Origin of the sequence: Paracoccus liaowanqingii (genome assembly GCF_004683865.2) — a bacterium.
Classification (GTDB): Bacteria; Pseudomonadota; Alphaproteobacteria; order Rhodobacterales; family Rhodobacteraceae; genus Paracoccus; species Paracoccus liaowanqingii.
This window is the reverse complement of the sequence record NZ_CP038439.1, coordinates 2712368-2731418: the sequence shown is the minus strand read 5'-3', so window position 1 is coordinate 2731418 and position 19051 is coordinate 2712368. Positions and strand designations below refer to the sequence as shown.

The window sequence follows — 19051 nt, the reverse complement described above, 5'->3', positions numbered from 1 at the left end:
GTGGGACGCGTTGATCGGAATTGTCATCGTAGCGCATGGCGGTCTGGCGCGGGAATATCTTTCCGCGGTGGAACATGTCGTGGGCCCGCAGACGGGCATTGCCGCGGTCGCGATCGAGGACGATCACGACCGCGCGGCCAAGACTGCGGAAATCAAGGCGGCGGCGGATGCCGTCGATCTGGGCGACGGGGTCGTGCTGGTGACGGACCTGTTCGGCGGCTCGCCCTCGAACCTGTCGCTGCCGGCCTGCGCGGTCGAGGACCGGGCGATCCTGTACGGGGCGAACCTGCCGATGCTGGTCAAGCTGGCCAAGTCGCGCCACCTGTCGGTGCCCATCGCCGTGGGCTTCGCCAAGGAGGCCGGGCGCAAGTACATCAACAGCTACAACGTCCCGCCCGAGGCGGCATCGGGCGGCGGGCGGTTCGCCCGATGACCGGCCCCGTCACGCGCGATCTGTCGATCATCAACGTCAAGGGCCTGCACGCGCGGGCCAGCGCCAAGTTCGTGGACGTGGTCGAGCGCTTCGACGCGCAGGCGCAGGTCGAGAAGGACGGGATGAGCGTCTCGGGCGATTCGATCATGGGCCTGCTGATGCTGACCGCGCCGCGTGGCAGCCAGATCCGGGTGACGACCACCGGGCCGCAGGCCTCCGATCTGGCCGACGCGCTGGAGGCCCTTGTCGGGGACTTCTTCGGCGAAGGCATGTAGTGCCCGATCCGACCTCCCGCGACCGCAAGACCTATCACCACGGCAACCTGCGCCAGGCGCTGGTCGAGGCCAGCGCCACCCTGGTCGAGGAGCAGGGCCCGCAGGCCTTCACCCTGACCGAGGCCGCGCGCCGGGCGGGCGTGTCCGCCGCCGCGCCCTATCGCCACTTCAAGGGCCGCGACGACCTGCTGGAGGAGCTGGCGCGGCAGGGTTTCCTGGAATTCGCCGACAAGTTGCAGCTGGCCTTCGACGACGGCCGCCCGCGCCCGCTGAGCGCCTTCCTGCGGATGGGGCAGGCCTATCTGGATTTCGCCGCCGAACGGCCCGGGCATTACATGGCGATGTTCGAATCCGGCATCTCGATCGCCGGGAATGCCGATCTGGCCGCCGCCTCGGGGCGGGCGCAGGGGGTGCTGATCTCGGCCGCCGAGGCGCTGGCCGCGCGCCTGCCCGAGGGCAGCCGCCCCCCGTCGCGTATGGTCGCCAGCCATATCTGGGCGCTGAGCCATGGCGTGGTCGAGCTGTTCGGGCGCGGCAAGCCCGGCAGCCGCAGCCCCGTCGAGCCGTCCGAGATGCTGGAAAGCGGCGCGATCATCTATCTGCGCGGGCTGGGCCTGATCCAGGACTGAAGATTTTTCGCAACATATGTCTTGACGGGCGGCCCGGTCTTCCCATTTATGTAAATGTAATTCACATTAACATAGGGAGACACCACCGATGACCACCGCAACCCCCGTGCTCCGCCCGATCTCGACCGGGCAGCGCCTCGGCGATGTGCTGATGCGCGCCCGCGACTGGCTGGACGCGCGCGGCCGCCCCGCCTGGATCGTCGCGATGATCCTGGGCTTCATCGCCTTCTGGCCCCTGGGCCTGGCCCTTCTGACCTACATGATCTGGAGCAAGCGCATGTTCGGATGCAGCAAACGCGGCACGTTCACCCCCCATGTCGCCCAATCGACGGGCAACACCGCCTTCGACGCCTATCGCGCCGAGACGCTGAAGCGCCTCGAAGACGAGCATCGCGAGTTCATGGATTTCCTGGCCAAGCTGCGCGAGGCCAAGGACAAGTCGGAATTCGACCAGTTCATGGACAAGCGCACCGCCAAGGCCGACGCGTAAGAGTAAAAGGCCCCGGGCTCAGGACAGCAGACGGGGCCAGGATGACCGGCCCCGTTCACTATTCTCCGCGCGGGAAGCGTCGGGTCTCTTCCAGGTCGTTCAGGTCCATGTGGTTGCGCATGTACTGCTCGGACGCGCGCTGCAGGGGCTGGTGGTCCCAGGGGTAGTAGGCGCCGTTGCGCAGCGCCTCGTAGACGATCCAGCGGCGGGCCTGGGACTGGCGCACCTCGGCGTCATAGGCGTCCAGATCCCATCGTTGCGCGGCCATTTCGCGGAAGCGCGCCAGCGTCGCGGCATGGGCGGGGTCCGGGGCCAGGTTGGTGCGTTCCCCGGGATCGGCCTGCAGGTCGAACAGCTGTTCGGGATCGGCGCGGCAGGCGGTGTATTTCCAGCGCCCGTCGCGTAGGGCCACCAGGGGGGTGATGCTGCCCTCGGCCGCGTATTCCATCGGCACGGGGCCGCGATCCCCGCCGCCCGCCAGCGAGACGCCATCGGTCCAAGGCGCGATCCCGTCCATTGGCAGCCCGGCCAGATCGCCGAGCGTGGGCAGCACGTCCAGCGTGCTGACCGGCTGATCGACGCGCGCCGGCGCCATGCCCGGCGCCGCGATCATCAGTGGCACGCGGGCCGAGCCCTCGAAGAAGTTCATCTTGAACCACAACCCCCGCTCGCCCAGCATCTCGCCATGATCAGACAGGAACAGGATGATCGTGTCCTGCTGGCCGGTGGCGTCCAGCACGTCGAGGATCTGGCCGATCTTGTCGTCGACATAGCTGATATTGGCGAAATAGCCTTGGCGCGCGCGGCGGATCTGGTCGTCCGTGATGTCGAAGGCCTGCGCGTCGCAGGCATCCATCAGGCGCTGCGCATGGGGGTCCATGTCCGCGTAGGGGATGAGCGCGGGCGGCTCCAGTTCGGGCACGCCCTCGTAGAGGTCCCAGTAGCGGCGGCGCGCCACGAAGGGGTCGTGGGGATGGGTGAAGCTGGCCGTCAGGCACCAGGGCCGGTCGTCGCCGCTGCGGGCCAGATCATAGAGCTTGCGGCAGGCCTGATGGGCCACGTCGTCGTCGTAATCCAGCTGGTTGGTGATCTCAGCCACGCCGGCGCCGGTGACCGAGCCCAGGTTGTGATACCACCAGTCGATCCGTTCCCCGGGCTTGCGATAATCCGGGGTCCAGCCGAAATCGGCGGGATAGATGTCGGTGGTCAGCCGCTCCTCGAAGCCGTGCAGCTGGTCGGGGCCGACGAAATGCATCTTGCCCGACAGGCAGGTGCGATAGCCCGCCCGGCGCAGGTGATGGGCATAGGTCGGGATGTCGGAAGCGAACTCGGCCGCGTTGTCGTAGACCCGCGTGCGGCGGGGCAGCTGGCCCGACATGAAGCTGGCCCGCCCCGGCGCGCAGAGAGGGCTGGCGGTGTAGGCGTTGGCGTAGCGGGCGGACCGCAGGGCCAGCCGCCGCAGGTTGGGGGTGTGCAGGAACGGGGCGGGGCCGTCGGGGAACAGGACCCCCGACAGCTGGTCCGCCATGAGGATCAGGATATTGGGCTGCACGGGTCCTATCCGGCCACCGCCGCCTGCACCGCGTCAAGTCCCGGCTGGCCGTCCAGCGTGGTCACGCCGTCCAGCCACGGGGCCAGCGCGTCGGTGTTGTCGGCCATCCAGTCGCGCGCGGCCTCCTGCGGATCGGCGCCGTCGTCCAGGATCGCGCCCATCAGCTGGTTTTCCATCGTCACGTCGAAGACCAGCTGCGTGAAGAGTCGCGCGGCATTGGGGCAGCTCTCGGCCCATTCGGCGCGGGCCAGCGTGTGGACGGTGGCGCCGCCGAAATCGGGCCCGAACTGCGCGTCGCCGCCCGACAGATAGGTGATCTCGATCGCCTCGTTCATCGGGTGGGGCGCCCAAGCCAGGAAGACCGTCGGGGTGTCGTCGTTGCGGGTCACCTGCGCCAGCATCGCCTGTTCGCCGGACTCGACCAGCTCCCAATCGCCCAGGCCGAAGGTGTCGGCGTCGATCATGCCCTGGATGTTCTGGTTGGCCGGCGCGCCGGGCTCGATGCCGTAGATCTTGCCCTCGAACGCGTCGCGATGGGCGTCCAGATCGGCGAAATGGGCCACGCCGAGGGCCACAGCCGCCGGGTTGACGGCCAGCGTGAACTTGGCGCCCTCGAGGTTCTGCACCAGTTCGGTAACGCCGCCATCGGCGTCCAGATCGGCGCGGAAGCTGGCCTGCGCGGGCATCCAGTTGCCCAGGAACACGTCGGTCTGCGCGCCCTTGAGGGCCTCGTAGCCCACCGGCACCGACAGGGTGGCGATGTCGGGCGTGTAGCCGAGCGCCTCCAGCAGCGCCGCCGCCACGCCGTTGGTGGCGGTGATGTCCGTCCAGCCGGGATCGGACAGGCGCACCGTCGCGCAGCTGTCGGCATCCTGGGCCCATGCGGGCAGAGCCGTGAGGGCGGTCAGCGCCATGGCGGCGAGGATCGGTCGGGTCATGGGTCTCTCCTGTCGGGTTTGTTGATTATCCGCTCAGTCAAGAGCGGAGTCCCGGGGCGCGACCGTCTGAAAGCGACACTCAGCGGGTCGGAACGGGCGTCTCGCCCCGATAGTCGTAAAAACCCCGGCCGGTCTTGCGGCCCAGCCACCCGGCCTCGACATACTTGGTCAGAAGCGGGCAGGGGCGGTATTTCGTGTCCGCCAGCCCGTCATGGAGCACGTTCATGATCGCGAGGCAGGTGTCCAGGCCGATGAAATCGGCCAGTTCCAGCGGGCCCATCGGGTGGTTGGTGCCCAGCTTCATCGCGCTGTCGATCGAGCTGACCGAGCCCACGCCCTCGTAGAGCGTGTAGACCGCCTCGTTGATCATCGGCATCAGGATGCGGTTGACGATGAAGGCGGGGAAATCCTCGGCGGTGGCCGAGGTCTTGCCCAGCTTCTCGACCACGGCATGCAGCGCCTTGTAGGTCGGCTCGTCTGTGGCGATGCCGCGGATCAGCTCGACCAGCTGCATGACCGGCACGGGGTTCATGAAGTGGAAGCCCATGAACTTCTCGGGGCGGTCGGTGCGCGAGGCGAGGCGTGTGATCGAGATCGAGGAGGTGTTCGAGGTCAGGATCGTCTCGGGCTTCAGATGCGGGACCAGATCCTCGAAGATCGCCTGCTTGACGGTCTCGCGTTCGGTGGCGGCCTCGATCACCAGGTCGCACTGGCCCAGATCGGAGAGCTTGAGCGTGGTGCGGATATGGCCCATGGCAGTGGCCTTCACCTCGGCGGTGATCTTGTCGCGGCTGACCTGGCGTTCCAGGTTGCGGTCGATCAGCGCGATGGCCTTGTCCAGCGCGTCGCGGCTGATGTCGGTCAAGAGAACGTCGTAACCGGCCACGGCGAAGACATGGGCGATGCCGTTGCCCATCTGACCCGCGCCGATCACGCCCACCGTTTGAACCGTCATGCCGGACTCCTGCTTGTTCGGGCGGACGATAGGGCGGGGCGGGGCATGCTGCAATGCAAAACCGCCCCCTTTGGGAGGGGGCGGTCTGCTGAGGACTGCGGGGGGAGGGGGGCGCTGCCCCCCGTCGCGTGACGCGACTCCCCCCGGGATATTTGGGACCAAGATGAAGGGGTCAGAGTTTCTCGGTCAGTTCGGGGACGAGGGTGAAGAGATCGCCCACGAGGCCGTAATCGGCGACCTGGAAGATCGGGGCTTCCTCGTCCTTGTTGATGGCCACGATCACCTTGCTGTCCTTCATGCCAGCGAGGTGCTGGATGGCGCCCGAGATGCCGACCGCGACATAGAGGTCGGGGGCGACGACCTTGCCGGTCTGGCCGACCTGCCAGTCGTTGGGGGCATAGCCCGAATCGACGGCAGCGCGGCTGGCGCCGACGGCGGCGCCCAGCTTGTCGGCCAGCTGCTCGATCATCACGAACTGCTCCTTGGAGCCCAAGGCGCGGCCGCCCGAGACGACGCGGCCCGCCGAGGTCAGGTCGGGGCGGTCGCTTTCGGCGGTCTCGTCGGAGAGCCAGCTGGACAGGGCCGGGTCGGCGCCCGGGGTCGCGTCCGCGACGGGGGCGGCGGGGCCCTCGCCCGCGGCGTCGAAGCTGGCGATGCGGATGGTCATGACCTTGGTGGCGTCCGAGGACGTGACCGTCTGGATCGCGTTGCCCGCATAGACCGGGCGTTCGAACGTGTCCGCGTCGATGGCCGCCGAAACCTCGGAGATGACCATCACGTCCAGAAGCGCCGCAACGCGGGGCATGATGTTCTTGGCGTCCGTCGTGGCGGGGGCGACGATGTGGCTGTAGTCGCCCGCCAGCGACACCAGAAGCGCCGCGGTCGGTTCGGCCAGGCGGTGACCGTAGAGCGGCGCCTCGGCCACCAGGACGCGGGCGACCCCGGCGATGGTCGCGGCGGCATCGGCGGCGGCGCGGGCCTGGGCCCCGGCGCAGAGCACGGTGACCTCGCCCAAAGCTGTCACGGCGCTGACGGCCTTGGCGGTGGCGTCGCGGTTCAGCTCGCCGCCGGTGACTTCGGCCAGAAGAAGGACAGCCATCACACGACCCCCGTTTCTTTGAGTTTGGAAACCAGCTCGTCCACCGAGCCGACCTTGATGCCGGCCTTGCGGCCCTCGGGCTCGCGGGTGGCGGTGATCGTCAGGCGCGGGGTGACGTCGACGCCGTAATCGGCGGGTGTCTTCTCCTCCAGCGGCTTCTTCTTGGCCTTCATGATGTTGGGAAGGCTGGCATAGCGCGGCTCGTTCAGGCGCAGGTCGGCGGTGACGATGGCGGGCAGCTTGACCTCGATCGTCTGCAACCCGCCATCGACCTCGCGGGTGACGCGGGCCAGATCGCCCTCGACCTCCAGCTTGCTGGCGAAGGTGGCCTGGGACCAGCCCAGAAGCGCCGACAGCATCTGGCCGGTGGCGTTCATGTCGTTGTCGATGGCCTGCTTGCCGGCGATGACCAGCTGCGGCTGTTCCTGGTCCACGATGGCCTTGAGGATCTTGGCGACGGCCAGGGGTTCGATGTCCTGGTGCACGTCATCGGCGGCGATGACCAGGATGGCGCGGTCGGCGCCCATGGCCAGCGCGGTGCGCAGGGTCTCGGCCGCCTGCTTGACGCCGATGGACACGGCGACGATCTCGGTGGCGACGCCTTTTTCGCGCAGGCGGATCGCCTCTTCGACGGCGATCTCGTCGAAGGGGTTCATCGACATCTTCACGTTGGCCAGATCGACTCCGGATCCGTCCGCCTTCACGCGGGCCTTCACGTTGTAGTCGATCACGCGCTTGACTGGCACGAGGACTTTCATGAGCCTCTCTCCCTTGATTGAGCGTCATCTGTCGGGGGGATTGTTAGACAGGGACGCCCGGCAATGACAGGGCAAAAACGTCGCGGGACGCAGCGTTTGCGCCCCCCGCGACGGGGTCGGGACCTAGCGGCTGGCGCCCGGGACCCAGAGCACGTCGGCCGCGCCGTTGTCGTTGACCACGCGGCCCGCGACGAACAGCCAGTCCGACAACCGGTTCAGATAGCGGATTGCCGCGCCGTTCACGTCGCCGCCCGCCAGCAGCTCGGTCGCGCGGCGCTCGGCCCGGCGGGCCACCGTGCGCGACAGGTGCAGATGCGACGCCAGAGGCGTGCCGCCGGGCAGGATGAAGCTGCGCAGCGGCGTCAGATCGGCGTTCATCGCGTCGATCTCGGCCTCCAGCCGGTCGACCTGCGCGTCGATGATGCGCAGGACCGGATAGCCCGCCGCGCCATCAGCGGCCATGTTCGGGCGCGACAGGTCGGCACCCAGATCGAACAGGTCGTTCTGAATCACGGCGATGCGCGCGGCCATGTCGCCTGACGCATGCAGGCGGCAGAGGCCGAGCGTGGCGTTCAGCTCGTCCACCGTGCCATAGGCCTCGACCCGGGGATCGCTTTTCGCGACGCGGGTGCCGTCGGACAGGGCGGTGTCGCCCTTGTCGCCGGTGCGGGTGTAGATGCGGTTCAGGACGACCATCACGCGCCCCTCAGCCAGAGGAACAGCATCAGCACGACCAGCGCGCCGGCCTGGGCATAGAGGCGCCAGCGCATCATGCGGTTGCCGTGCTTGCGGTTGAACTCGCCGCCTTTGGCAAATCCGCCGATGCCGGTCATCAGGATCGCGAAGACGACACCGACGGCCAGCAGGGTCACCAGGAAGAGGGATTGATCGGGCATGGGGGCACCGCCTTTCGGGACCCAACCTAAGTGCGCCGCGCAAACCAGTCCAGAGCGCGGGTCGGCAGAACCCGCCGTGCCACCCCGGAAATGCGCGTGGGCGCCGTGACATAGTAGCGCGGGGCGGGGTTCGGGACCGTCAGCGCGGTCAGAATGCGGGTGCTGACGGCGCGCGGGGGCAGCTCTAACCGGTCCTTGCCCGAGGGTTCGTAGAGGCGTTTCAGCAGCGTCGCGCGGTACTGGTCGGCGCGCGGGCTGGCCTGCCAGTCCACCCACCGTTCGAAATGCGGGATGGCGTTCTCGCGGATGCGGCTGGTGATCGGGCCGGGCTCGATCAGCACGACCTTGACGCCGGTGCCGTGCATCTCCAGCCGCAGCACGTCGGTCAGCCCCTCCAGCGCGAATTTCGTGGCCACATAGGAGCCGCGCCACGGGATGCCGACCAGCCCCAGGACCGAGCTGATGGTGACGATGCGCCCCGCGCCTTGGGCGCGGAACTGCGGGATCAGGCGGGTGGTCAGGTCATGGGTGCCCAGAAGGTTCACCTCGAAGATCGCGCGCAGGGCGCCGCGCGGCATGTCCTCGACCGCGCCGGGCAGGGCGAAGGCCGCGTTGTTGACCAGCGCATCAAGGGGGCCGCCGGCCAGCGCGGCCTCGGTGCAGTCCGCCACGCTGGCCTCGTCGGACAGGTCCAGATGCAGGCACTCCATCCCCTCGGCCCGGCGGGCGGCGATGTCCTCGGGGCGGCGGCAGGTGGCCACGACCTGCCAGCCACTGGCCTGCAGGTGACGCGCCGCGTCCAGGCCGATGCCTGACGAGCAGCCGGTGATCAGGACGCGCCTCACGGCGCCTGCGTCGACAGGAACTGGCCCGAGACGAAGCCCTCCTGCCCCGAGGGGGTGCGGATCTGGACCCACTCCGCGTCAGGGGGACCCAAGGCCTCGACGGCCGTGCCGCCATCGAGCCCGGTGACGACCGGATTGCCGGTGCCGGGGCCCGAGCGCATGTTCACCCGGTCGGCGGTGACATAGAGGGTGGCGCCCGCCGCGCCCGGGGGCAGATCGGGCGCTGGGGTTCCAGCGGCGAATTCGGGCGAGGGTTCCAGCGGCGGGCCGGGAAAGCGCGGCGCCTGCTCGGGCGTCTGGCGGGCGGCGGGCACGATCCCCGAGGGCGCCTCGGACGCCAGGGGGGCCGCGGGCTCCGGGGGCTGGGGGGTGGCGGGCGCGCTGGCCGTGGGGGCCGCGGCGGGGACGCGGTCGGGCGCGGCGCCGTCGCCCAGCTGCCACAGGACGACGACCAGCCCGGCCAAGGTGGCCAGTATCAGCAGTCCCAGCCTGATCATGTCGCGCCGTCCCCCGTCGCCCGGACCCGTTCGGTCGGTTCCCGCGGTCAACGCCCCCCCGCCCGCAGGCGTTCCCGGGCGGCGCTTTTCGATCTGGACCCCTCGGGCAGGGCGGCCTATCCAAGACCCATGTCCGATGATCTCATTCCCGACCCCGAAAAGGGCACCGTCAGCGAACCTCTCAGCCGCGCGATCGGCGAGCGTTACCTGACCTATGCGCTGTCCACGATCATGCACCGCGCGCTGCCCGATGCCCGCGACGGGCTCAAGCCCGTGCATCGCCGCATCCTGTATGCCATGCGCGAATTGCGTCTGGCGCCGAACGGGCCGTTCCGGAAATCGGCCAAGATCACCGGCGACGTGATGGGCAACTATCACCCGCATGGCGACGCGGCGATCTATGACGCGATGGCCCGGCTGGCCCAGGATTTCGCCATGCGCTATCCGCTGGTCGACGGGCAGGGCAATTTCGGCAATATCGACGGCGACAACCCGGCCGCCGCCCGCTACACCGAGGCGCGCCTGGCCGCGACCTCCGAGACGCTGATGGACGGGCTGACCGAGGATTCGGTCGATTTCCGCCCCAATTACGACGGCACCCTGTCCGAGCCGATCGTGCTGCCCGCCGCCTTCCCGAACCTGCTGGCAAACGGCGCCTCGGGGATCGCTGTGGGGATGGCCACGAACATCCCGCCGCATAACCTGCACGAGGTCGTGGATGCCTGCTTGCATCTGATCAAGATGCCCGATGCGCGCGACGACACCTTGGCCACGCTGATCAAGGGCCCCGATTTCCCGACCGGCGGCGTGCTGGTCGAAAGTGCCGAGAGCATCGCCGAGACCTATCGCACCGGCCGCGGCGCCTTCCGCGTCCGGGCCCGGTGGGCGCAGGAGGATCTGGGCCGCGGGCTGTGGCAGATCGTCGTGACCGAGATCCCCTATCAGGTGCAGAAATCCAAGCTGATCGAGCGTCTGGCCGAACTGATCCAGACCCGCAAGATCCCGATCTTCGCCGATGTGCGCGACGAATCCGCCGAGGACATCCGCATCGTGCTGGAGCCCAAGGCCCGCACCGTCGATCCCGAGCAGCTGATGGGCGCGCTGTTCCGCAACAGTGACCTGGAGCTGCGCTTCAACCTGAACATGAACGTGCTGATCGACGGGCGCGTGCCCAAGGTCTGCTCGCTGAAGGAGGTGCTGCGCGCCTTCCTGGACCACCGCCGCGAGGTGCTGGTCCGCCGCGCCGCCTATCGGCTGGAGAAGATCGCCGCCCGGCTGGAGGTGCTGGAAGGCTATCTGGTCGCCTATCTGAACCTCGACCGAGTGATCGAGATCATCCGCACCGAGGACGAGCCCAAGGCCGTGATGATGGCCGAGTTCGGGCTGAACGACGTGCAGGTCGAGGCGATCCTGAACATGCGCCTGCGCGCGCTGCGCAAGCTGGAGGAGATCGAGCTGCGCGCCGAGCGCGACGCGCTGCTGTCCGAACGCGAGGGGCTGCAGGCGATGCTGGACAGCGAGGATGCGCAATGGGCGCAGATCGCCGACCAGCTGAAGCAGGTCCGCAACCTCTTCGGCAAGTCGCGTCCCGAGGGCCAGCGCCGCACCACCATCGGCGAGGCGACCGAGCTGCCCGCCATCGACCTTGATTCGATGATCGACCGCGAGCCGGTGACGGTGATCCTGTCGAAGATGGGCTGGATCCGCAGCATGAAGGGCCACCAGCCGCTGGAGGCCGAGCTGAAGTTCAAGGACGGCGACGGCCCCGGGCAGGCGCTGCATGCCGAGACGACCGACAAGCTGATGATCTTCGCCTCGAACGGCCGGTTCTACACGCTGCCCGCCAACACCCTGCCCGGCGGGCGCGGCATGGGCGAGCCGCTGCGCCTGATGGTCGATCTGCCCAACGAGGCGCAGATCATCGCGCTGTTCCCGTGGCGCGCGGGGGCCAAGTACCTGGTCGCCTCGAAGGACGCGAACGGCTTCGTCGTGAATTCGGCCGACATCCTGGCGCAGACCCGCAGCGGCAAGCAGGTTCTGAACGGCGAGGCGCTGCTGTGCAAGCCCGTGCAGGGCGACCATGTCGCGGTCGTCGCCGGCACCCGGCGGATGCTGGTCTTCCCGCTGGCCGAGCTGCCCGAGATGTCGCGCGGCAAGGGCGTGCGGCTGATGAAGCTGAACCCGGGCGGGCTGTTCAAGGACGAGGTGCTGACGGATGCCGAGACGCTGACCCTGGCGCAGGGCCTGTCCTGGCCCATGGGCGGCGGAAAGACCCGGACCGAGCCCGACCTGTCGGACTGGCTGGGCAAGCGCGCCTCGGCCGGCCGCATGGCCCCGCGCGGATTCCCCCGCAACAACCGCTTCGCCTGAGCGGCAGGCGGGGCGCCGCAAGAGGGGCTCCGCCCCGCCCGCCGCTGCGCGGCGGCCCCCCGGGATATTTGCGCCAAGATGACGGGGCGGGGTGCTGACATGACGGCGCCCTGCCGTGACGGCCCCGGGGAGGGCGGCCCGGCAGGGCGCTTTCACCTTGGGCGGTCATCGGCGTCCCCGCCTGTACCGCTCTGTCATCCTCGCGCGACGACCTTTCATCTTGGTTAAAATATCCCCGCCGGAGGCTCTTTCTTTTCGGCAAGGACGCTAGAGACCGCCGCCGCCGACCGAGCCAAAATACTCGCCGGTGATGTAGCTGGCCTCGTCCGAGGCCAGCAGCACGTAGATCGGCGCGATCTCGACCGGCTGGCCCGGGCGGCCCAGGGGCTGGCTGGCGCCGTGTTCCTGTGCCTTGTCGGTGGGCTGGCCGCCGCTGATCTGCAGTGCGGTCCAGTAGGGGCCCGGGCAGACGGCGTTCACGCGGATGCCGCGCGGGGCCAGCTGCTTGGCCAGGGATTGGGCGAAGGCGACGTTGGCGGCCTTGCTCTGCGCATAGTCGAAGAGATGCGCCGATCCCGAGAAGGCCTGCACCGAGGAGGTGATGATGATCGAGCCGCCGGCCTCCATATGGGGCAGGGCGGCCCGGGTCACCCAGAAGGGCGCGTAGACGTTGGTCTTCATCGTCGCGTCGAAATCCTCGGTCGTCAGGTCTTCCAACCGGTTGCAGAATTGCTGGCGGCCGGCATTGTTGACCAGGATGTCCAGCCCGCCCAGCTGCGAGGCGGCGCTTTCGACCATCTCTTTGCAAAACCCCTCGTCGCGCAGATCGCCGGGGATGGCGACGGCGGTGCGGCCCTCGGCCTCGATGGCGGCGACGACGCGGTCGGCGTCGGGCTGCTCGTCGGGCAGGTAGGTGATCGCCACGTCGGCGCCCTCGCGGGCATAGGCGATGGCGGCGGCGGCGCCGATGCCGCTGTCGCCGCCGGTGATCAGGGCGCGCTTGCCCTTCAGCCGGCCGCTGCCGCGATAGCTGGTCTCGCCGTGGTCGGGCAGGGGGTCCATCTTCTGGGCGAGGCCCGGGAAGGCCTGCTCCTGCGCGGGAAAGTCGGGGATCGGCAGGCTGGGATCGGAGATGGCGCCGCTGCGGAAGGGGGGACGGGCGGGGGTGTCGGACATGGGAGCCTCTTGTGCTTGGCGTTCGCGGGGCAACTGCGCGGGCTGGCGAATGTTCCAAGAGGTCCGGGGGGCCGGGCCTTGCGGCCCGGGGGGAGGGGGCGTCGAAACCGAGCCCCCCGCACGCCGAAGGGGCCGCCCTTTCGGACGGCCCTTGTCGTGGGTTCATGTGGCCCTGCCCTTTCGGGCGGGGATCACTTGATGATCTTGGAGACCACGCCGGCGCCGACGGTGCGGCCGCCCTCGCGGATGGCGAAGCGCAGCTTCTCTTCCATGGCGATCGGGGCGATCAGCTCGACCTCGAACTTCAGGTTGTCGCCGGGCATGACCATCTCGGTGCCCTCGGGCAGCTTGACGGTGCCGGTCACGTCCGTCGTGCGGAAGTAGAACTGCGGGCGGTAGTTGGCGAAGAACGGCGTGTGACGGCCACCCTCTTCCTTGGTCAGGATGTAGGCCTCGGCCTCGAAGACGGTGTGCGGGTTCACCGACTTGGGCTTGCACAGCACCTGGCCGCGCTCGACGCCCTCGCGGTCGATGCCGCGCAGCAGCACGCCCACATTGTCGCCGGCCTCACCGCGGTCCAGCAGCTTGCGGAACATCTCGACGCCCGTGCAGGTGGTCTTGCGGGTGTCGCGGATGCCCACGATCTCCAGTTCGTCGCCGACGTTGACGGCGCCGCGCTCGATCCGGCCGGTGACGACCGTGCCGCGGCCCGAGATCGAGAACACGTCCTCGATCGGCAGCAGGAACGGCTGGTCGATGGCGCGCTCGGGGGTCGGGATGTACTCGTCCACGGCCGCGATCAGGGCGCGGATCGAGTTCTCGCCGATCTCCGCGTCGCGGCCTTCCATGGCGGCCAGGGCCGAGCCCTTGATGATCGGGATGTCGTCGCCCGGATAGTCGTAGGAGGTCAGCAGCTCGCGGACTTCCATCTCGACCAGCTCCAGCAGCTCCTCGTCATCCACCTGGTCGACCTTGTTGAGGTAGACGACCATGAAGGGGATGCCGACCTGGCGGCCCAGCAGGATGTGCTCGCGCGTCTGCGGCATCGGGCCGTCGGCGGCGTTCACGACCAGGATCGCGCCGTCCATCTGGGCGGCACCGGTGATCATGTTCTTGACGTAGTCGGCGTGGCCCGGGCAATCCACATGCGCATAGTGGCGCGCCTCGGATTCGTATTCCACGTGGGCGGTCGAGATCGTGATCCCGCGGGCCTTCTCTTCGGGCGCGCCGTCGATCTGGTCATAGGCGCGGAATTCGCCGAAATACTTGGTGATCGCCGCCGTCAGCGTCGTCTTGCCGTGGTCGACATGGCCGATCGTGCCGATGTTGACGTGCGGTTTGTTCCGTTCAAACTTTGCCTTGCCCATGTAGGCCTCCTGGATACCGCGGGGCATGGCTGAGACGGCCCCGAATTGACGTGCGCCGCGATCTATAGGCCGGGCGGGGAGAAATCAAGGGCTGCCGGGCGTGGGGCGGCCGCAATCGTCGGAACGCGGGCGTAGCGCGCGCGCCGGGCAAAGTTCCGCGAGGTCGCGGGCGTCGCAGGAACCAGTGCGCGGCATCGTCGTTTTCCCCGCGACAAGGCGGGCAGCAGGCCCGCCGCGCATCCAGGAGGATACGGACATGAGCCTGATGAAAAGCCTGACCAAGGTCGCCGCCGGCGTGATGCTGGCCAAGGGGATCGGCAGCATGATGAACAACCAGCAGCAGGGCGGCGCGCGGGCGCGCAGCGGCGGCGGCGGTCTGATGGACAGCCTGCTGGGCAACAATGCCGGCGGCGCGGGAACGGGCATCGGCTCGGGCGCCGGCGGATCCGGCGGGGGCTTGGGCCAGATGCTGGGCCGCGCGCTTGGCGGCGGCAGCGGGGCCTCGGGGCGCGGATCGCTTGGCGGGCTGCTGGACAGCCTGGGCGGTCGCGGTGGCGTGGGACGGGTGTCGCAGGGCAGCTCGGGCGGCGGGCTGGGGCAGATGCTGGGCGGATTGCTGGGCGGCGCGGCCGCGGGCGGTGCGGCGGGCCATCTGGCGCAGAAGGATTCGCAGCCCTCCAACCAGGCCAGCTTCGGCGCGCTCTTCGACGATGCGCTGGCCCATGACGGCGAGCCGCAGGTGGCGCCCACGCCCGAGCAGAACGAGATGGCCGGGCTGATGCTGCGTGCGATGATCCAGGCGGCGAAATCCGACGGGACCATCGACGAGGCCGAGCGCAAGCGCCTGATGGGGCATCTGGGCGACGATCTGGACGAGGAGGAGCGGCAGTTCATCCGCGACCAGATGGCGGCGCCGGTCGACGCGGCCGGGCTGGCCCGCGACATTCCTGAGGGGATGGAGCGTCAGGTCTATCTGATGTCGCTGCTGGCCATCGATTTCGACAGCGAGGCCGAGGCGCGCTATCTGAACGATCTGGCGGGCGCGATGAAGCTGGACCGGGCGGCGGTGAACGAGATCCATGCCGAGGCCGGGGTCATGCCGCTCTATAACGCCTGAACGGGGCAGGGGGGCGCTGCCCCCCATCGCCTGACGGCGATCCCCCCGGGATATTTCGGCCAAGATGAAAGCGGGGCCCTTGGCGCCGGGCATGTCCGGAACGGGGCGTCGCGGCTGTTGACCCGGGCCGGGGAAGCCGTTAAGGCAGCGCAATCGTCATCGAAGCGGCCGTCCCGGGCGCGAATCGGTGACCTTGGATCGGGCCGCCACCCACCGGGGCGGCCTGCTGTCATTTTTTACGGTCCGATGCTGGCCCCGCGTGGTGCGTCGTCAGCCTCTCGACTGGAACTCCCCGCAAGAGGGATGTCTTCCATATGCAAAGCCAGAATATCCGGATCCGGCTGAAGGCGTTTGACTATCGTGTGCTGGATGCCAGCACCCAAGAGATCGTCAACACCGCCAAGCGCACCGGCGCGACCGTTCGCGGCCCCATTCCGCTGCCGAACAAGATCGAGAAATTCACCGTCCTTCGCGGTCCGCACATCGACAAGAAGTCGCGCGACCAGTGGGAGATCCGCACGCACAAGCGTCTGCTGGACATCGTCAACCCGACGCCGCAGACCGTGGACGCCCTCATGAAGCTCGACCTCGCCGCCGGCGTGGATGTCGAGATCAAGGTCTGAGGAGCGAAATCATGTTGCGTACTGGTATCATCGCCAAGAAGCTGGGCATGACGCGTCTGTTCCTCGAGGATGGCCGTCAGGTTCCCGTCACCGTGCTGCAGATGGACGGCCTTCAGGTCATCGCTCAGCGCACCGCCGCGACCGACGGCTACACCGCCGTCCAGCTGGGCGCCGGCACGGCCAAGGTCAAGCGGACCACCGCCGCCATGCGCGGTCACTTCGCGAAAGCCTCGGTCGCGCCCAAGCGCAAGATCGTGGAATTCCGCGTCGCCGAAGAGAACCTGATCAATGTCGGTGAGGAAATCACCGCGGATCACTACTTTGCAGGTCAGTTCGTGGACATCGCGGGCATCTCGATCGGCAAGGGCTTTGCGGGCGCCATGAAGCGCCACAACTTCGGCGGTCTTCGCGCCTCGCACGGCGTGTCGGTCAGCCACCGCTCGCACGGTTCGACCGGCCAGTGCCAGGACCCCGGCAAGGTGTTCAAGGGCAAGAAGATGGCCGGCCATCTGGGCGCCGTCCGCGTGACCACGCAGAACCTGCAGGTCGTGCGCACCGACAGCGACCGGGGCCTGATCATGGTCAAGGGCTCGGTTCCCGGGTCCAAGGGTGGCTGGGTCACGATCAAGGACGCGGTCAAGAAGGCCACGCCCGAGAACCTGATCTATCCCGCCGCTTTGCGCTCTGCCGCGAACGAGGCCAAGCGTCTGGCTGAAGAGGCCGCCGCCGCCGCCGCCGCCGAGGAAGAAGCCGCCCGCGAGGAGGCCGCCCGTCTGGCCGCCGAGCAGGAGGCCGCCGCCCTGGCCGAGGCCGAAGAGTCGATCAAGTCGGACAAGGAAGCCGCCGATCCGAATGCGGATCCGGTCGCCGAAGACGACGCCGCGCCGGAAGGAGACAAGCAATGAAACTTGATGTGATCAAGCTGGACTCCGGCGCTGCCGGGTCGATCGACCTGTCGGACGACGTGTTTGGGCTGGAGCCGCGCGGCGACATCCTGCAGCGCGTCGTGCGCTGGCAGCATGCCAAGGCGCAGGCCGGCACCCACTCGGTGCTGGGCCGGTCCGAGGTCAGCTACTCGACCAAGAAGATCTATCGCCAGAAGGGCACCGGCGGCGCACGCCACGGGTCCCGCAAGGCGCCGATCTTCCGCAAGGGTGGCGTCTACAAGGGCCCGACCCCGCGCTCGCACGCCTTCGATCTGCCCAAGAAGGTCCGTGCCCTGGGTCTGCGTCATGCCCTGTCGGCGAAAGCCACGGCGGGCGAACTGGTGATCATCGAGGATCTGAACCTCGCCGACGCCAAGACCGCCGCCGTCGCCAAGGCCGTTCGCGAGAACGGCTGGAAGCGCGTGCTGGTCATCGACGGTGCCGAAGTGAACGAGAACTTTGCCCGTGCCGCGCGCAACATCGAAGGCGTGGACATCCTGCCGTCGATGGGCGCCAACGTCTATGACATCCTCAAGCGTGACACCCTGGTCATCACGCGCGCCGGTGTCGAAGCTCTGGAGGCTCGTCTGAAATGAGCGCGAAAGCTGAACATTACGACGTGATCGTCAAGCCGATCATCACCGAAAAAGCCACCATGACCTCGGCCAACAACGGCGTCGTGTTCCAGGTGGCCAAGGACAGCAACAAGCCGCAGATCAAGCAGGCCGTCGAGGCCCTGTTCGGCGTCAAGGTGAAGGCGGTCAACACCACCATCACCAAGGGCAAGACCAAGCGCTTCCGCGGCCAGCCCGGCCGTCGCAGCGACGTCAAGAAGGCCTATGTGACGCTGGAAGCCGGCAGCACCATCGACGTCTCGACCGGTCTGTAAGCACCGGCCGCGATCTGGCAGCCCCGGCCCGTCCGGGGCTGCCGCATGTGACTGAAACGGACCACCTCGGTCCAAAGCAACGGAAGACAGAAAGATGGCATTGAAGTCGTATAAACCGACGACGCCTGGCCAGCGCGGGCTGGTTCTGATCGACCGTTCGGAGCTTTGGAAAGGACGCCCCGTCAAGACCCTCACCGAGGGCCTGACCAAGAAGGGCGGCCGGAACAATACCGGACGGATCACCATGCGCCGCAAGGGCGGTGGGGCGAAGCGCCTGTATCGCATCGTCGATTTCAAGCGCACCAAGTTCGACATGGCGGCGGTCGTCGAGCGGATCGAGTACGATCCCAACCGCACCGCCTTCATCGCGCTGGTGAAATACGAAGACGGCGAGCAGGCCTATATCCTGGCGCCGCAGCGACTGGCGATTGGCGACAAGATCATCGCCGGCGCCAAGGTCGACGTGAAGCCGGGCAACGCCATGCCCTTCAGCGGCATGCCGATCGGCACGATCGTGCACAATGTCGAGCTGAAGGCCGGCAAGGGCGGCCAGATCGCCCGTTCGGCGGGCACCTATGCCCAGTTCGTCGGTCGCGACGGCGGCTATGCCCAGATCCGCCTGTCCTCGGGCGAGCTGCGTCTGGTCCGTCAGGAATGCATGGCCACCATCGGTGCCGTGTCGAATGCCGACCATTCGAACCAGAACCTCGGCAAGGCCGGCCGCAACCGCCACAAGGGCATCCGCCCGAGCGTCCGCGGCGTCGCCATGAACCCGATCGACCACCCGCATGGTGGTGGTGAGGGTCGCACGTCGGGTGGCCGCACGCCGGTCACGCCCTGGGGTAAAGACACCAAGGGCAAGAAGACCCGCAGCAACAAGGCGACCGACAAGTATATCTTGCGTTCGCGCCACGCGAAAAAGAAGGGGCGTTGATCCATGGCACGTTCTGTTTGGAAAGGCCCCTTTGTTGACGCCTATGTGCTCAAGAAGGCGGAAAAGGTCAAAGAATCCGGCAAGTCCGAGGTCATCAAGATCTGGTCGCGCCGTTCCACGATCCTGCCGCAATTCGTGGGCCTCACCTTTGCCGTCTACAACGGGCACAAGCATATCCCGGTGAATGTCAGCGAAGAGATGATCGGTCAGAAATTCGGTGAATATTCGCCCACGCGGACCTATTACGGTCACGCGGCCGACAAGAAAGCGAAGAGGAAGTAA

General features: G+C 68.0%; 23 protein-coding genes. 12 read left to right on the top strand and 11 right to left on the bottom strand.

What is annotated here, in order from left to right; genetic code table 11:
* The first annotated feature begins 10 nt into the window (after positions 1–10).
* The 4 genes from E4191_RS13225 to E4191_RS13210 all read left to right on the top strand — a co-directional run bounded on the left by E4191_RS13225 (position 11) and on the right by E4191_RS13210 (position 1827).
* Positions 11–433, top strand: a complete 423-nt coding sequence (locus E4191_RS13225) for a PTS sugar transporter subunit IIA (protein WP_135313815.1) — start codon at positions 11–13, stop codon at positions 431–433.
* Entirely contained in the window at positions 430–708 is a 279-nt protein-coding gene (locus E4191_RS13220; RefSeq protein WP_135313814.1) for an HPr family phosphocarrier protein, read from the top strand. Before E4191_RS13225 ends, E4191_RS13220 begins: the two co-directional genes overlap by 4 nt.
* Positions 708–1337 carry a TetR/AcrR family transcriptional regulator gene (locus tag E4191_RS13215; RefSeq protein ID WP_135313813.1) on the top strand — a complete coding sequence of 210 codons (630 nt, stop codon included), beginning with the start codon at positions 708–710 and terminating at the stop codon, positions 1335–1337. The genes E4191_RS13220 and E4191_RS13215 overlap by 1 nt, the downstream gene beginning before the upstream one ends.
* Positions 1338–1425: 88 nt before the next feature.
* A complete protein-coding gene (locus E4191_RS13210; RefSeq protein ID WP_135313812.1) occupies positions 1426–1827 on the top strand; it encodes a DUF2852 domain-containing protein in 402 nt (133 codons plus the stop codon).
* Between the two features lie 58 nt (positions 1828–1885).
* Here the strand turns inward: E4191_RS13210 and betC are convergent, their stop codons facing one another.
* The 9 genes from betC to E4191_RS13165 form a co-directional block, all read right to left on the bottom strand.
* Positions 1886–3379 (bottom strand): choline-sulfatase, encoded by a 1494-nt coding sequence (gene betC, locus E4191_RS13205; RefSeq protein WP_228461311.1) that lies wholly within the window; start codon positions 3377–3379, stop codon positions 1886–1888.
* Positions 3380–3384: 5 nt separating this feature from the next.
* Positions 3385–4317, bottom strand: a complete 933-nt coding sequence (gene choX / locus E4191_RS13200; RefSeq protein ID WP_135313810.1) for a choline ABC transporter substrate-binding protein — start codon at positions 4315–4317, stop codon at positions 3385–3387.
* Positions 4318–4396: 79 nt separating this feature from the next.
* Positions 4397–5272, bottom strand: a complete 876-nt coding sequence (locus E4191_RS13195) for a 3-hydroxybutyryl-CoA dehydrogenase (RefSeq protein WP_135313809.1) — start codon at positions 5270–5272, stop codon at positions 4397–4399.
* 172 nt (positions 5273–5444) lie between these two features.
* On the bottom strand, positions 5445–6371 hold the full coding sequence (locus E4191_RS13190) for an electron transfer flavoprotein subunit alpha/FixB family protein (protein ID WP_135313808.1): 927 nt from the start codon (positions 6369–6371) through the stop codon (positions 5445–5447).
* A complete protein-coding gene (locus E4191_RS13185; RefSeq protein WP_135313807.1) occupies positions 6371–7129 on the bottom strand; it encodes an electron transfer flavoprotein subunit beta/FixA family protein in 759 nt (252 codons plus the stop codon). The genes E4191_RS13190 and E4191_RS13185 overlap by 1 nt, the downstream gene beginning before the upstream one ends.
* Before the next feature lie 123 nt (positions 7130–7252).
* Entirely contained in the window at positions 7253–7825 is a 573-nt protein-coding gene (locus E4191_RS13180) for a cob(I)yrinic acid a,c-diamide adenosyltransferase (RefSeq protein ID WP_135313806.1), read from the bottom strand.
* Positions 7825–8025 carry a twin transmembrane helix small protein gene (locus E4191_RS13175; protein ID WP_135313805.1) on the bottom strand — a complete coding sequence of 67 codons (201 nt, stop codon included), beginning with the start codon at positions 8023–8025 and terminating at the stop codon, positions 7825–7827. Before E4191_RS13175 ends, E4191_RS13180 begins: the two co-directional genes overlap by 1 nt.
* A 26-nt stretch (positions 8026–8051) precedes the next feature.
* Entirely contained in the window at positions 8052–8870 is an 819-nt protein-coding gene (locus E4191_RS13170; RefSeq protein WP_135313804.1) for an SDR family NAD(P)-dependent oxidoreductase, read from the bottom strand.
* Positions 8867–9367 carry an SH3 domain-containing protein gene (locus tag E4191_RS13165; protein ID WP_135313803.1) on the bottom strand — a complete coding sequence of 167 codons (501 nt, stop codon included), beginning with the start codon at positions 9365–9367 and terminating at the stop codon, positions 8867–8869. Before E4191_RS13165 ends, E4191_RS13170 begins: the two co-directional genes overlap by 4 nt.
* A gap of 129 nt (positions 9368–9496) precedes the next feature.
* Here E4191_RS13165 and parC point away from each other — a divergent pair, with 129 nt between their 5' ends.
* Entirely contained in the window at positions 9497–11737 is a 2241-nt protein-coding gene (parC, locus tag E4191_RS13160) for a DNA topoisomerase IV subunit A (protein WP_135313802.1), read from the top strand.
* Between the two features lie 267 nt (positions 11738–12004).
* On the opposite strand, the gene E4191_RS13155 is transcribed toward parC, so the two are convergent.
* Positions 12005–12913: an SDR family oxidoreductase gene (locus E4191_RS13155; RefSeq protein WP_135313801.1), complete on the bottom strand. Its 909-nt coding sequence runs from the start codon at positions 12911–12913 to the stop codon at positions 12005–12007.
* A 191-nt stretch (positions 12914–13104) separates the two neighbouring features.
* Complete coding sequence (gene tuf / locus E4191_RS13150; RefSeq protein WP_135313800.1) at positions 13105–14280, bottom strand: elongation factor Tu; 1176 nt, start codon at positions 14278–14280, stop codon at positions 13105–13107.
* Positions 14281–14536: 256 nt separating this feature from the next.
* Here tuf and E4191_RS13145 point away from each other — a divergent pair, with 256 nt between their 5' ends.
* The 7 genes from E4191_RS13145 to rpsS all read left to right on the top strand — a co-directional run bounded on the left by E4191_RS13145 (position 14537) and on the right by rpsS (position 19051).
* Complete coding sequence (locus E4191_RS13145) at positions 14537–15397, top strand: tellurite resistance TerB family protein (RefSeq protein ID WP_135313799.1); 861 nt, start codon at positions 14537–14539, stop codon at positions 15395–15397.
* A gap of 314 nt (positions 15398–15711) precedes the next feature.
* On the top strand, positions 15712–16020 hold the full coding sequence (gene rpsJ / locus E4191_RS13135) for a 30S ribosomal protein S10 (RefSeq protein ID WP_135313797.1): 309 nt from the start codon (positions 15712–15714) through the stop codon (positions 16018–16020).
* A gap of 11 nt (positions 16021–16031) precedes the next feature.
* Positions 16032–16925: a 50S ribosomal protein L3 gene (rplC, locus tag E4191_RS13130; protein WP_135313796.1), complete on the top strand. Its 894-nt coding sequence runs from the start codon at positions 16032–16034 to the stop codon at positions 16923–16925.
* Positions 16922–17542, top strand: coding sequence for a 50S ribosomal protein L4 (gene rplD / locus E4191_RS13125; RefSeq protein ID WP_131574398.1), 621 nt, complete (start codon positions 16922–16924; stop codon positions 17540–17542). The genes rplC and rplD overlap by 4 nt, the downstream gene beginning before the upstream one ends.
* Positions 17539–17835, top strand: a complete 297-nt coding sequence (locus E4191_RS13120) for a 50S ribosomal protein L23 (RefSeq protein ID WP_135313795.1) — start codon at positions 17539–17541, stop codon at positions 17833–17835. Before rplD ends, E4191_RS13120 begins: the two co-directional genes overlap by 4 nt.
* Before the next feature lie 94 nt (positions 17836–17929).
* A complete protein-coding gene (gene rplB, locus E4191_RS13115) occupies positions 17930–18769 on the top strand; it encodes a 50S ribosomal protein L2 (protein ID WP_131574400.1) in 840 nt (279 codons plus the stop codon).
* Positions 18770–18772: 3 nt separating this feature from the next.
* On the top strand, positions 18773–19051 hold the full coding sequence (gene rpsS, locus E4191_RS13110; RefSeq protein WP_131574401.1) for a 30S ribosomal protein S19: 279 nt from the start codon (positions 18773–18775) through the stop codon (positions 19049–19051).

Bases quoted from the DNA above. Each gene is read 5' to 3' on its own strand.
- E4191_RS13185 (WP_135313807.1), bottom strand. From the start codon at position 7,129: ATGAAAGTCCTCGTGCCAGTCAAGCGCGTGATCGACTACAACGTGAAG.
- tuf (WP_135313800.1), bottom strand. From the start codon at position 14,280: ATGGGCAAGGCAAAGTTTGAACGGAACAAACCGCACGTCAACATCGGC.
- E4191_RS13180 (WP_135313806.1), bottom strand. From the start codon at position 7,825: ATGGTCGTCCTGAACCGCATCTACACCCGCACCGGCGACAAGGGCGAC.
- rplB (WP_131574400.1), top strand. From the start codon at position 17,930: ATGGCATTGAAGTCGTATAAACCGACGACGCCTGGCCAGCGCGGGCTG.
- rpsS (WP_131574401.1), top strand. From the start codon at position 18,773: ATGGCACGTTCTGTTTGGAAAGGCCCCTTTGTTGACGCCTATGTGCTC.
- parC (WP_135313802.1), top strand. From the start codon at position 9,497: ATGTCCGATGATCTCATTCCCGACCCCGAAAAGGGCACCGTCAGCGAA.
- E4191_RS13190 (WP_135313808.1), bottom strand. From the start codon at position 6,371: ATGGCTGTCCTTCTTCTGGCCGAAGTCACCGGCGGCGAGCTGAACCGC.
- choX (WP_135313810.1), bottom strand. From the start codon at position 4,317: ATGACCCGACCGATCCTCGCCGCCATGGCGCTGACCGCCCTCACGGCT.
- E4191_RS13175 (WP_135313805.1), bottom strand. From the start codon at position 8,025: ATGCCCGATCAATCCCTCTTCCTGGTGACCCTGCTGGCCGTCGGTGTC.
- rplD (WP_131574398.1), top strand. From the start codon at position 16,922: ATGAAACTTGATGTGATCAAGCTGGACTCCGGCGCTGCCGGGTCGATC.
- E4191_RS13220 (WP_135313814.1), top strand. From the start codon at position 430: ATGACCGGCCCCGTCACGCGCGATCTGTCGATCATCAACGTCAAGGGC.
- E4191_RS13165 (WP_135313803.1), bottom strand. From the start codon at position 9,367: ATGATCAGGCTGGGACTGCTGATACTGGCCACCTTGGCCGGGCTGGTC.
- E4191_RS13120 (WP_135313795.1), top strand. From the start codon at position 17,539: ATGAGCGCGAAAGCTGAACATTACGACGTGATCGTCAAGCCGATCATC.
- E4191_RS13195 (WP_135313809.1), bottom strand. From the start codon at position 5,272: ATGACGGTTCAAACGGTGGGCGTGATCGGCGCGGGTCAGATGGGCAAC.
- E4191_RS13155 (WP_135313801.1), bottom strand. From the start codon at position 12,913: ATGTCCGACACCCCCGCCCGTCCCCCCTTCCGCAGCGGCGCCATCTCC.
- rplC (WP_135313796.1), top strand. From the start codon at position 16,032: ATGTTGCGTACTGGTATCATCGCCAAGAAGCTGGGCATGACGCGTCTG.
- E4191_RS13145 (WP_135313799.1), top strand. From the start codon at position 14,537: ATGAGCCTGATGAAAAGCCTGACCAAGGTCGCCGCCGGCGTGATGCTG.
- rpsJ (WP_135313797.1), top strand. From the start codon at position 15,712: ATGCAAAGCCAGAATATCCGGATCCGGCTGAAGGCGTTTGACTATCGT.
- E4191_RS13210 (WP_135313812.1), top strand. From the start codon at position 1,426: ATGACCACCGCAACCCCCGTGCTCCGCCCGATCTCGACCGGGCAGCGC.